11 protein-coding genes and 1 pseudogene are annotated in these 12091 nt (G+C 67.8%); 9 read left to right on the top strand and 3 right to left on the bottom strand.

Translation table 11 applies throughout. The features are described from left to right. The 6 genes and pseudogenes from BAY61_RS13330 to BAY61_RS13350 all read left to right on the top strand — a co-directional run bounded on the left by BAY61_RS13330 (position 1) and on the right by BAY61_RS13350 (position 5325). Complete coding sequence (locus BAY61_RS13330) at positions 1 to 216, top strand: biotin/lipoyl-binding carrier protein (RefSeq protein ID WP_091797709.1); 216 nt, start codon at positions 1 to 3, stop codon at positions 214 to 216. Positions 217 to 282: 66 nt separating this feature from the next. Continuing rightward, a complete protein-coding gene (locus BAY61_RS13335) occupies positions 283 to 1686 on the top strand; it encodes an acetyl-CoA carboxylase biotin carboxylase subunit (protein WP_091797712.1) in 1404 nt (467 codons plus the stop codon). Next, positions 1683 to 2036, top strand: a pseudogene (locus tag BAY61_RS33520) (VOC family protein); the annotation flags it as partial. The gene BAY61_RS13335 and the pseudogene BAY61_RS33520, both read left to right, overlap by 4 nt. Positions 2037 to 2531: 495 nt before the next feature. Continuing rightward, positions 2532 to 3335 carry a crotonase/enoyl-CoA hydratase family protein gene (locus BAY61_RS33525; RefSeq protein ID WP_256327929.1) on the top strand — a complete coding sequence of 268 codons (804 nt, stop codon included), beginning with the start codon at positions 2532 to 2534 and terminating at the stop codon, positions 3333 to 3335. Positions 3336 to 3396: 61 nt separating this feature from the next. Next, a complete protein-coding gene (locus tag BAY61_RS13345) occupies positions 3397 to 4617 on the top strand; it encodes a YkvI family membrane protein (protein WP_091797717.1) in 1221 nt (406 codons plus the stop codon). Positions 4618 to 4704: 87 nt separating this feature from the next. Next, positions 4705 to 5325: a TetR/AcrR family transcriptional regulator gene (locus BAY61_RS13350; protein ID WP_091797719.1), complete on the top strand. Its 621-nt coding sequence runs from the start codon at positions 4705 to 4707 to the stop codon at positions 5323 to 5325. Between the two features lie 133 nt (positions 5326 to 5458). On the opposite strand, the gene BAY61_RS13355 is transcribed toward BAY61_RS13350, so the two are convergent. After that, a complete protein-coding gene (locus tag BAY61_RS13355) occupies positions 5459 to 6292 on the bottom strand; it encodes a class I SAM-dependent methyltransferase (RefSeq protein WP_091797722.1) in 834 nt (277 codons plus the stop codon). Between the two features lie 90 nt (positions 6293 to 6382). After that, positions 6383 to 6964: a helix-turn-helix domain-containing protein gene (locus tag BAY61_RS13360; protein WP_176879516.1), complete on the bottom strand. Its 582-nt coding sequence runs from the start codon at positions 6962 to 6964 to the stop codon at positions 6383 to 6385. Between the two features lie 80 nt (positions 6965 to 7044). Between BAY61_RS13360 and BAY61_RS13365 the strand changes: the two genes are divergently transcribed. Then, a complete protein-coding gene (locus BAY61_RS13365; protein WP_091797723.1) occupies positions 7045 to 8040 on the top strand; it encodes an NAD(P)/FAD-dependent oxidoreductase in 996 nt (331 codons plus the stop codon). Positions 8041 to 8149: 109 nt separating this feature from the next. Here the strand turns inward: BAY61_RS13365 and BAY61_RS13370 are convergent, their stop codons facing one another. Continuing rightward, complete coding sequence (locus BAY61_RS13370; protein WP_091797726.1) at positions 8150 to 9181, bottom strand: Lrp/AsnC family transcriptional regulator; 1032 nt, start codon at positions 9179 to 9181, stop codon at positions 8150 to 8152. Between the two features lie 117 nt (positions 9182 to 9298). On the opposite strand from BAY61_RS13370, the gene BAY61_RS13375 reads away from it, so the two are divergent. Together BAY61_RS13375 and BAY61_RS13380 are read left to right on the top strand one after the other, a co-directional pair. Then, positions 9299 to 10618, top strand: coding sequence for a type III PLP-dependent enzyme domain-containing protein (locus BAY61_RS13375; protein WP_091797729.1), 1320 nt, complete (start codon positions 9299 to 9301; stop codon positions 10616 to 10618). Between the two features lie 24 nt (positions 10619 to 10642). Continuing rightward, the gene (locus BAY61_RS13380) at positions 10643 to 12091 is read left to right on the top strand and encodes a Na+/H+ antiporter NhaC family protein (RefSeq protein ID WP_110057648.1); all 1449 of its coding nucleotides are present in this window, start codon (positions 10643 to 10645) and stop codon (positions 12089 to 12091) included.

Genomic DNA, 12091 nt, shown 5'->3' on the forward strand with positions numbered 1-12091 from the left:
ATGGCCTCAGAATCGCTTGCCCCGGCCGACGGTCTGGTCTGGAAGATCGTGAAGAAAGCGGGAGACACCGTGAGCGAGGGTGACGAGATCGTCATTCTCGAATCGATGAAGATGGAAATCCCCGTGACCGCCGCGACAGGAGGCACGATCACCAGACTGTTCGTGGAAGAAGGCCAGGCGGTGGAAGAGGACGACACCATCGCCGAGGTGGAGTAGGAACCTCAGCTTCTTCGCCGGGCCTCCGTGTCCCGACAGTCCACATTCACCAGGAGCGCAGCAGCCATGTTCAACGCAGTTCTCGTGGCCAATCGAGGAGAGATCGCGGTCCGTGTGATCAGCACCCTCAACCGGCTGGGAATTCCCAGCATCGCCGCCTACTCGGAAGCCGACCGCGACGCCAGGCACGTCGAGCTCGCCGACGACGCGGTGTGTATCGGGCCGGCCCCCGCCGCCGAATCGTATCTCGACGTGACGGCCATTCTCGATGCCGCGAAACAGTCCGGCGCCGATGCGATCCACCCCGGCTACGGGTTTCTCGCGGAGAACGCGGAGTTCGGACGCGCCGTCGCGGAGGCGGGTATCGCCTTCGTCGGCCCCCGCCCCGAGACGATCACGGCGATGGGTTCGAAGATCAACGCCCGCCGGATCATGGCCGAGGCGGGAATAGCCACCGTTCCCGGCCTCCTGGAACCGCTGGACTCGGCGGAGGCGGCACTGGCCGCAGCGGTCGACGTTGGCTACCCGGTCGCGGTCAAGGCCTCCGGCGCGGGCGGTGGTAAGGGATTCCGCGTCGCGCGCACGCCCGATGAGCTGCCCGCCGCGTTCGAGGGAGCCCGTGGCGAGGGCGAGCGGTTCTTCGGCGACGGCACGGTGTACCTGGAGCGCTACCTCACCGATCCACGACATGTCGAGGTGCAGATCCTCGGCGACACCCACGGCAACATCGTGCACCTGTACGACAGGGACTGCACCATCCAGCGCCGCCACCAGAAGCTCGTCGAGGAAGCACCCGCGCCGACGCTCGGCTGCGACTTCCGGGAGCACGTCTGCGCGCGGGCGGTCGAGGCGGCGCGAGCCGTCGGGTACGTCGGCGCCGGCACCGTCGAGGGACTCGTCGCGGGAGCGGGAAGCGCGGAGCCCGAGTTCTTCTTCCTTGAGATGAACACGAGGATCCAGGTGGAACACGGGATCACCGAACTGATCACCGGGGTCGACATCGTCGAGCAACAACTGCGTGCCGCCGCGGGGGAACCGCTCTCGGTACGGCAGCGGGACGTCCGGATCGAAGGCCACGCCATCGAGGTACGGATCAACGCGGAGAACGCGGCCAAGAACTTCCTGCCGACCGGGGGCACGATCACTCGGTACGAGGAACCCACCGGCCCTGGTATCAGGGTGGACTCGGGAGTGCGTGAGGGCACGCGGATTCCGCCGTTCTACGACTCACTGCTGGCCAAGGTGCTCGCGCACGGGGCGACCCGAGAGGAGGCGACGGCGAGGCTGATCGAGGCGCTGGACGAGTTCGTGCTGGAAGGTCCGAAAGCGACACTGCTGCCGTTCCAGCGGGCGTTGCTGGCCACCCGGGCGTGGGCCGATGGAAGCTCGGCGCGCGAGATCACCTCGGACCCGGCCGCCTTCATGAGGGCGCTCACCGAGGGCGACACCGTGAGGGGAACTCCGGCATGACCGAGCGGTTCGAGTTCGATCACCTGAGCATCGCGGTCCGGCGGCCTCTCGCCACCGCGAGGCAGCTGCGGGCCGAGCTCGGCGCGGAACCCCTTACTGGCGGAATCCTGCCTCAGTTCCGCTATCTGCTGATGCACGTCGGTGACGTGTCGAACGGCCACGTTCGCGGTGGCAGGCTGGAGCTGATCTCCACCCCGGAGGACCCACCTGAGCACACGGCTGCTTCCGGCTTCATGCACAGGTTCCTCGCCAAGCACGGCGAGCGGGCACACCACCTTTCCTTCAACGTCCCCGACCTGCGCGCGGCGCGCTCCGCCCTGCACGAGGCCGGGTTCCACACCATTCAGGAAGACCTCGACTTCCCTGGCTGGCAAGAGGTCTTCCTGCCACCGGATCAGCTTCACGGGATGCTCATTCAGATCGCCTCCACGCCCGCACCGATCCGGACCGAGGCTCTTCTTGGCACCCGCGAGCGGGACTGGTCTTCGCTGCCCAACAACAGGGGAGCCACCGACCCCGGCTGGTGGGAGCCCCTGTGGAATAGCCCACCGCCGCCTCACGCGGAGACGGGATACCTTGGCTCGATCGTCGTGGGCACAAGTGATCTCGCCCGTTCCGATGTGCTGTTCACGATCCTGCGCGGTGTGCCGGAACCGGTGTCCTTTCCGGGCGCCGTGGCCCGGAAGTACGTATGGCCCACCGGGTCGATCATCCTCGTCGAGGGCGAACCTGGCGTCCGCGGTGCCGTGGTCACCTTCCCCGGCACCCGGACCAGAGCGGCGTGGCAAATCGGAGACGTGCCCGTCGCCGATTCGCCGGAAGACGTGACGCCTCACGGCGCATCGGTGCCGGAACGGCCCGCGACACCCGTCTTCGTCCGCAGGGCCGACAGGGTCGCCGGGGTCGCGCACGTCGTGATCGACCGGCCGGAAGCCCGCAACGCGATCAACACCGAGGTCGCCAGGCAGCTCGGCGCCGAGTTCGACCGGTGCGACCGCGATCCGGCCGTCCGCGTCATCGTCCTGTCCGGCGCACCGCTGCCTGACGGGCGTGGCACGTTCAGCGCGGGTTTGGACCTCAAGGCGTTCGCGGCCAGCGGCGACATCGGCGAGATCCCCGGCCGTGGGTTCGCGGGTTTGGCCGAACGTCCGCCTGTCACCCCGATTATCGCCGCTGTCGAAGGATTCGCGCTCGCGGGCGGGTTCGAGATCGCGCTCGCGTGCGACCTGATCGTCGCCGCCGCCGACGCACGTTTCGGACTTCCCGAAGTCACCCGTGGGCTCGTTGCCGACGGCGGCTCTCTGCTCCGGTTGCCCGAACGTATCCCAGCGGCTATCGCCATGGAGTTGGCCCTCACGGGGACCGACGTGACGGCGGAAACCCTGGAGCGCCTCGGGATCGTCAACCGCGTCGTTCCCGGCGGCGAGGCCGTCGAAGGGGCCCACGAACTGGCTTCGGCCATCGCCCGCAACGCCCCGCTCGCCCTGACGGCGACCAAACGGATTCTGTCAAGGGCTTCCCGCGCTGTCGATGGTGGGGCGTGGGCGGAGCAGCGCGCGATCGCCGAACCCGTGTGGACATCCGACGACGCTCGCGAAGGCGCGTCCGCGTTCGCGGAAAGGAGGGATCCCGAGTTCCGCGGCGAATAGCCGCGGCGAAACACCCCCATATCCCCACTTTTGCTATTCCCATTCTTCTGGGAGGACCACTATGTCGTCGACCAGTTCTATCCCGGCTGGAAAGCCGAACCTTTTCAAGCGAGTTCTGCTCGCCGGTCTCGTATTCCAGTCCGTCGCCATCGGTGGCGCGTATGCCACCGGCAGGGAGACCGTCGAGTACGCGGCGAAATTCGGAACACTCGGGTGGATGTCGGTCCTCGGCACCTTCGCGCTGCTGGCTGTCTTCGCGTATCTCGTCTTCGAGCTCTGCCGGAAATTCCGGGTCTTCGAATACCGGGGCCTGCTCAGACTCCTCATCGGCCCGTTCTACTGGCTTTACGACTTCCTGTATCTCCTGCTTGGTGTCACCATCATCGGCGTGCTCATCAGCGCGGCGGGCAGCATCATGGCCGACACGCTGGGCGTGCCGGTGTGGATCACCTCGGCAGGACTCGTCGCGATCGTCGCCGTCGTGTTGTTCTTCGGTCAGTCCGTGGTGGAGCGGTTCAATTCCACCGGAACCATCCTGCTCACGGTCGGGTACGTGTTGTTCGCCGTGCTGGTTCTCGCGGTCAAGGGTGACGATCTCGTCGCGAACTTCCGGGATTCCGCGCCGCCGCTCGACCCGGATTCCACGGCGTGGAGTTCGATCTCCTCCGGCCTCATCTACGGCTCGCTGTATCTGTGTATTTTCCCCGCGGCGATGCCGGTGATGCGATTCGCCAGGGCCAGGAAGGACTCGTTCTGGTCTGCGGTCAACCTGGGCTGGCTCATCGCGTTACCGTTGTTCCTCACCTATTTCGCCGTGATGGCGTTTTACCCGGACCCCGCCGTGCTGGACGCGCAAATACCGTGGCTGAACATGCTTTCCGGTTACGGCCCTTGGGTCGTCATCGTGTTCGGTTTGCTCGTGGGCTGGACGCTGCTGGCCACTGCGGTCGGCCTGGTGCAAGGCGCGCTCAACCGGGTCAGCGTGAACCTCGAAGATCTCGGCCGTAAACCGCTGACCCGCAAGGGAAATGGGATCACCGCGGCCATCACGCTCGTTGTCGCGATCGTCATCAGTCAAGCGGGAATCGTCGATCTCGTCGCCAAGGGATACACGGCGGGCGCGTGGGGAATGCTCATCGTCTTCGGCATTCCGCTTCTCACCCGCGGCATCTGGCTGATCGTCAAGGGCACACCCGCCGCACGGGCAGAGGAAGACGCCGCGTCCCCGGCAGCCGAAACCGGGGGAGAGGCCGAGAAAACGATCGAGGGTACGCGATCATGAGGGCGTGCCGTGGCCGGTTCACCGGCCACGGCAACGCCGTGAATAAGGTTATGGGCGAGACCCGGACGACGAAGAGGACAGCCGACGATGCCGAAGATCGTAGATCACCAGCAGCGCAGGAACGAGATCTGCGATGCGGTACTCACCCTCATAGCCGAGGGGGGAACGCGGGCGGTGACCACGCGAGCGGCAGCCGAACGGGCTCAATGGTCGACAGGAACCGTCAACCACTATTTCAGCAACCGGGAAGCTCTCATGCTGGGCGCTTTTCGCAGGGCGGCACATGTGCAGGGAAAGGAACTCAAGCGACTGCTCCAGGATTCCACGCTCACGCCTTTGCAGAAACTGCATGGAACGATCGAGGCGACCTTGCCGCTCGACGAACGAAGGGTCGCCCTCACCAGAATTTTCCTCGACTACTACGCGGAGACGAACGCGGTCGAGGAAACACATGACGAAGTCGTGCAGTATCTGAGAAACTGGCGGGGAGTCGTCACGCAGATCATCGACGAATGCAAAGCCGACGATTCGATCCGGAGTCTGCGGTCGTCGGAAACCTTGGCCACCGAACTGGTCGCGCTCACCGACGGCTTGTCCATGCACGCACTGCTCGACCCGAGCGTGCTTTCCCGGCTCGTCGACGGTCAGACCCTGACGATCAGCTTCATCGACGACGCCTGGGGGCCGATCCGGTTGATGGGAGCCTGACCCTGGCGGCCGTCCGGGGCAGGCCGGTATTCACCTTCCAAGACAAGTCCAGGTCGTAGGGGTAGCCGTCGCTGCCGGGGAGGCGCGACTGGGCGAGAGAGTCATGATTCGTCCTTTCCGGTGCTGTGGAAATTCAGGCTCGGCGCGCGGCCCACGCGGTGCGTTCGGTGCGCACCGCGAGATCGTCGCGGCGCAGGATTCCGCGTGGGCTTTCCGGATCGAGCAACTGATCCAGCGCGGCGAGATCCTCGGCCGGGAGCACGTCGGCCACGGCGGCGCGCATGCGTCGCAGGCCGCTGAGCGCGTAGCGGCCGACGGCGGGGGAGCGGGAGTGTCCGATGTCGACGGTGATCGTCCGCTGGCCCTCGACGGCGAATCCGGCCGCGGTCAGTGCGCTTCCCCAGTCGGCCCCTCGGTGCGGAAGGTGCCCGGCGTGGCGCCGGTCGCTCGCGGCGTGACAGCGCTCCTCAAGGCCAGGACGGTTCTCGGGTGCGTCAGCCGGAAGGAACCGGGGGAATCCGGCGAGTTCGACGACGGCGAACAGCCCGCCAGGGGCGAGCAGGTCGTGCACTCGGCGCAGGGCACGGCCGGGATCGATCAGGTGATGCAGTGACGCCGATGCCCACACCAGGCCGGGCTCGCCGAGTTCCGGCCAGGTCGAGTCGAGGTCGGCGCGGACGGTTCGCACTCGCTCGGCCAACCCGTACTCGGCTGCCTTGTCCCGCAGTCGCCGCAAATGCTCGTCCGAGGAGTCGACGGCGGTGACGTGTGCCCCCGGGAAGCGGGAGAGCAGGGCGAACGTCCCGGCGCCGGTGCCGCAGCCCAGGTCGACGATCCGGCGAGGGCTCGCGTCGAGCGGCAGCCAGGCGGTGATGGACGCGGTGTGCTCGGCGAGGACTTCCGCGTCGAGATCGAGGATTTCGGCTTGGTCGGCCACATCGTGGTCGTGGTGCGCGCTGGACGTCATGCCGCAACGGTAGGGCGGCCATGCCTCAACTGCACGGGACCTTGCTCGAAACGCAAGAAGGTCGGTTGTCGTAAAGCCGGTGACGCAAGTTCATGACCGGCCGGGGGGCTTGTCCTCGCCCTGGTGTCCTCGGCGGGCTTCGCGATCGAAGATGCCGAGGATCTCGCACGGTCCGCCCGCCGCGCCGATCGCGTGGGGGAGCATGGTCGGGAACTCGGCGGCTTGGTTGGTCTCCACGCGGATGCGGCGGTGCCCCAGCATGAGGATGGCGGTGCCGGAAAGGACGACAAGCCACTCGCGGCCGGGGTGTGCGCGCATGGCGGCCGGGTTGTCCGGCGGCGGGTCGGTCATGCGCCTGCGCATGACCGTCATTCCCGGCTCGGCTTTGAGTGCCCAGCGCAGCACGCCGTGGGCGCCGTCGATCATCGGGTTGGCGATCACGTCGTCGGTGTCGGTCTCGACGAGCTGATCGAGCGAGGTGTCCAGCGCCCTGGCGAGGGTGACGAGCTGATCCAGCGCGAGGCGGCGCTGACCGTTCTCGATCCGGCTCAGCGACGAAGGGCTCAGCCGGGCCCGGGTGGCCAGTTCCTCCAGTGACCAGCCTTGCGCCACCCGCAGAGCGCGGATCCGTTTGCGTACCAGGCTGTCCAAATCGGCATCTTCTTGCGTCATACGCATGATCCTATGCCACATCGGCAAAGAGTGCTTACCGTCGTGACACAGCCCCACGCACGTCAAGAAGGAGGACCGCCATGCCGGAGACCAGGACTGACCTACTACCGGAGGACACCGTCGACGCCGTGGTGATCGGTGGTGGCGCCGCCGGCTTGAACGGCGCGCTGATGCTCGCCCGCTCACGCCGCTCGGTCGTCGTGATCGACGGCGGAACGCCCCGCAACGCGCCCGCGGAGGGGGTGCACGGACTGCTCGGCCTCGACGGCACACCGCCGGCCGAGCTGCTGCGCACGGGCAGGGAGGAGGTGCGCCGCTACGGCGGGAAGGTCGTGACCGGCGAGGTGATCGCCGCGGCCCCGGCCCCGCCGTCGGACGACGGCGACCCGCGCTTCGTCGTCACGCTCGCCGACGGCCGCGCCGTGACGGCACGCCGGGTACTGGTGGCCACCGGAGTGCGCGACGTGCTTCCCGGCATCCCCGGCCTGGCCCGGCACTGGGGACGAGGTGTGGTCCATTGCCCTTACTGCCACGGATGGGAGGTCAGGGACGAACCCATCGGCATCCTGGCCACCGGCCCTGCTTCGATCCACCAGGCACTGTTGTTCCGGCAACTGACCGACGACCTCGTGTACTTCACGCGCGGCACCGAACCGGACTCCGGTACCCGCGCCCGGTTCGCCGCTCGCGGCATCCGCGTCGTCGACACCCCGGTCGCCGAAATCCAGTTCGACGGCGACGGCATCACGGGTGTGCTGCTGACCGGAGGGCAGGTCGTGCCGCGCCGGGTTCTCGCCGTCGCCACCACCGCGCTGGCTCGCGCGGACGGGCTCGACGGCCTGCGGCTGCCGATGGAGGACCTGCCGGAAGGGATGGGGCGCCGCTTCGTCACCGGCATGGCTGGCACCACCGGCGTGCCGGGGGTGTGGGTGGCGGGCAACGCCACCGACCTGACCGCGCAGGTCGGCGCTTCGGCCTCGGCGGGAGCCCTCGCCGGAGCCCATCTCAACGCCCACCTCGCCGCCGCGGAGGCCGACGCGGCACTGACCACCGAGGCCAGCGTCAGCCACGCCTGAACGCCCCGGCACACCGAGATGTGGGAGGGAGTCGCCATCATGACCGTGCTCTTCGGCTACGTCCTCGCCCTCGGTCCTGGAAACCGGGAGCCCGAGCCGGGAGCAGGGGTCAAGTACCGGGAAAGCTGACCCGGTTGGGGTCCAGCACCCGCACGACCCTGCCCGTCGAGTCGAGCTGGCGCCACATCTGCTTCATCGTGTGCAGGCAGACCGAGCGGTCGACGACCGTGAGTCCGGGGTGAAGCTCGCCGACGACGCGCTCGAATTCGGTAAGGCCCTCCAAGGTGCGCAGCCACACCATCAGCAGCAGGTTGGCCGGGCCCGACAGCGTGCAGCTGAGCCGGACCTCGGCCCGGTTGCCCATCGCTCGCGCGACCATGTCGAGCGAACCCGGCGGCACGTGCGCCCACAGCACGCCGGTGATCGGCCAGCCGGAGACCGACTGCGCCATGTCGCAGCGCATCCTCAGATGACGCGTGTCCAGCAGCCGGTTCACCCTGCGCCGCGCGGTCGCCTGGCTGATCCCGGTCCGGCCCGCGAGTTCGGCGAACGACATCCTCCCGTCGATGTGCAGAAGCCGGTACAGCGCTCGATCGGTCTCGTCGACGCTGAATCCCCGGGATTCGCCTGCCGGGGGTGACAAGCGTCCCCTGCGCACGGGATCGAGACTGTCCAGCCGCCAGCGGCTGGGCTCGGTGTAGCCCACGGTGCGAATTTCGGCGTGATACGAGGTCACCCCTGGTAGCTGATCGAGTACGTCGCGGAGAAACGCCGACACCGCCGCCGGGTTGCGCAGCGCGATCACCAGCAACAGCGGACTCGGCCCTGTCACGTGGTGCAGATACGGCGCGGAGGCTTCCTCGATCAGGGTCGCGGCGACCGAGTCGAGCCAGCCCGGCGCGACCGAAACCTTGATGTAGGCCATGCAGAACTCGTGGTGACGGGCCGGGCCGATCGTGCAGGTGACCCAGGCGAGGCCGGTCTGGGTCAGTCGCTGCCACCTGCGTGCGGCCGTTGCCGGGTCAAGGTCGAGGGCACGCCCGAGCACGGCCCATGACCCGCGCGGCGTGACCTGTAGCGCGTTGATGAGTTCGAGATCGACTTCGTCGATGACGGAATCAGGCGGAGAAGCGCTCACCATATCGGCATTGTGCACGTTTAAGTCCCCATACTGCTCCAATGGTGACGGATCTCTGCAATTCGGCCACTGCTCCATGTGAGGGGTTGATCCTTGCTCAGATCGAAAGAAGGGGGCGATATGGGACCGGATACACACCCGCGTGCCGACCGGGTGGAGCAGGCCGTCCGGGCCGCGGTCGAGGCGGGCCTGGTCGGGTACGAGCACCCGGTGGCGGGATTCGTCGACGCCGACGGAGTGCGCTCGACGATCCGCGATCTGCGGGCCGCGTTCGAGGGAACCGAGGTACTGCACGCCTTCGCGGCGAAGGCGAGCCCGCTGGTTCCGGTGCTCCGGTTGCTCGCGGAGGAAGGGCTGGGCTGCGAGGTGGCGAGCGCTGGCGAACTCGCCCAGGCGCTCGCCGCGGGCTTCCGGCCCGAGCGGATCGTGCTCGACTCCCCGGCCAAAACCCAGGCCGAACTGCGGGAAGCACTCGAACTCGGCGTCGCCGTCAACGCGGACAACCTCGACGAACTCAAGCGGCTCGACGCGCTGGTCACCCCGGACACGCGTGCCGTACTCGGGGCCCGGGTCAACCCACAGGTCGGTGCGGGGTCGATCGACGCCATGAGTACCGCCTCGCCTCACTCGAAGTTCGGGATTCCACTGGGCGACGCGGGCTCCCGCGACGAACTGCTCGCGGCGTTCGCCACGCGGCCGTGGCTGAGCCGGCTGCACGTCCACGTCGGATCGCAGGGCTGCCCGCTCGAACTGATCGCCGACGGCATCCACGCGGTGTACCGGCTCGCCGAGGAGATCAACGCCAACGCGGGCAGGCGACAGGTCACGAGCATCGACATCGGCGGTGGCTTGCCGGTCAACTTCGCCGACGACACGGTGAGCCCGTCCTTCGCCGAGTACGTCGCGGTGCTGAGGCAGCGGGTTCCCGGGCTCTTCGAAGGCCGGTACTCGCTGCTGACCGAGTTCGGCAGGTCGTTGCTGGCCAAGAACGGTTTCATCATCGCCCGCGTGGAGTACGTCAAGGACGTCGGTGGACGGCGGATCGCGGTGACCCACGCCGGAGCGCAGATCGCGACCCGCACGGTGTTCATGCCGGGGGCGTGGCCGTTGCGCGTCGAGGCGTTCGACGCCGAGGGGCGGCGCAAGCGGGATCGCCCGCTCAGCCAGGACGTGGCCGGACCGTGCTGCTTCGCGGGCGATCTGGTGGCATCCGAACGGGAGCTTCCCGAATTGGCCGAGGGGGATCTGGTCGTGCTGCGCGACACCGGCGCTTACTACTTCTCCTCACCGTTTTCGTACAACAGCCTGCCCCGGCCTGCCGTGCACGGTTTCCGCGCCACCGAAGGGGACCTGGTGTTCGCGCCGGTCCGCACCGGCCAGACGGTCGCCGAAATCGTCGCGGAATCCGGCGCGGAGCACCGGGACGCGTTACTCGCCTGATCACGCACCACAAAGGACACGAGCATGAGTAATCCCAGCAGCACACCGCCTGACGACGGCACGGACGCTCCGGCACCCGTCGAACAGGGACGGCAATCGCCGCTCAAACGCGGACTGATCTCCGGCACCGGGCTGGCCGGAATCCTGATCTCGCTGGTGGCGGGAATCCTGACCCAGCCGCCGACGCTGTGGGGTTTGCTGCCCATCGCGCTGTTCGCCGTGCTCGCGCTCATCGGCATGGACATCCTCATCGCGACCGCGGTGGCCGTGCTGAGTGGTCTGCTGCTGCTGATGCCGAGCCCGGCAGCGATCGGCGACCTGTTCGGCGCCTCGCTCAGCGAGACGATCACGATGATCGGTCTGATCATCATGCTCGGGGCGGGCGTCGGTGAGCTGCTCAGAGTCACCGGCGCGGCCGACTCGATCGTGCGGGCCGTGCTTCGCGTGGTCGGGCACACCAGTCGTACCAGGGCGATTCTCGGCGTGATGCTGGCCTGTCTCCTGCTGGTCGCGGCACTGGGAACGCTGGCGGGCGCGCTGGCCATCGCGGCCCCGCTGTTGCTGCCCGTGGTCGCGCGGCTCGGCTTCACGCGGTCCGCCTCGGCCGCGATGATGTTCATCGGCGGGTCAGCGGGTCTCGCGCTCGCGCCGTTCGCCGGTTCCAACGTCGCGATCATGACCGCGGCCGAAGTCGGCTATCTGCAATACGTGCTCTACGGCGCGGGCCCGCTGGCGATCCTCTCGATCGTCGCGGGCATGATCATCGTGCCCTGGGTGCAGCGAAGGACGGTCGACACCGGCGACGAGTACGACGCGCTCGAAGTCGCGGAGCCGCCGCCGGTGATGGACGGCATTCGCCGTGGCCCGGCGACGATCGCCTTCACGGTCACGCTGCTGGCCTGTGTCGGCTACGCGATCGTGACCGGCGCGGGGACCACGTTCCCGCTCGTCGCGCTTCCGGTGATCGCCATCGTCACCGGTCTCGCCGGCGGGCTGCCCGCCATCAAGGTCGCCGAGCACCTGATCCGGGGCGCCGCCAGCCAGGTCAAGATGTTCATGCTGTTCTGGTTGCTCGCGGTCTTCTTCCTTGCCGTCGACGAGCTCAAGCCGTTCGACGTGGTGCTGGACATGTTCGGCACCGAACTGGGCGCACTCCCGCCGCTGGTGTTCGTGGCGGTGATCGCGATGCTCGGCTGGGTCGGTGTACCGGGGGCGACCGCTGCCCAGGTCGTGTTGCTGGACAACGTCTTCGGCAGTCTCGCGGCCAGTATCGGCGTCGGTGCCAACGCATGGGTCATCGTGCTGCTGTTCGCCTCCAAGATCGACACCTACGGGCCGTTCCCCAACGCGAACATGGTGGGCGCGATGGGGCTCGCCCGCTCGGCCAACCTGCGAAACCTGCTCGTCGTCGGCTGGCTGGTGATCATTCCGGCCACCCTGATGTACGCCGCCATTCTCTTCTTCGAGCTGTGA

The organism is Prauserella marina (genome assembly GCF_002240355.1).
Classification (GTDB): domain Bacteria; phylum Actinomycetota; class Actinomycetes; order Mycobacteriales; family Pseudonocardiaceae; genus Prauserella_A; species Prauserella_A marina.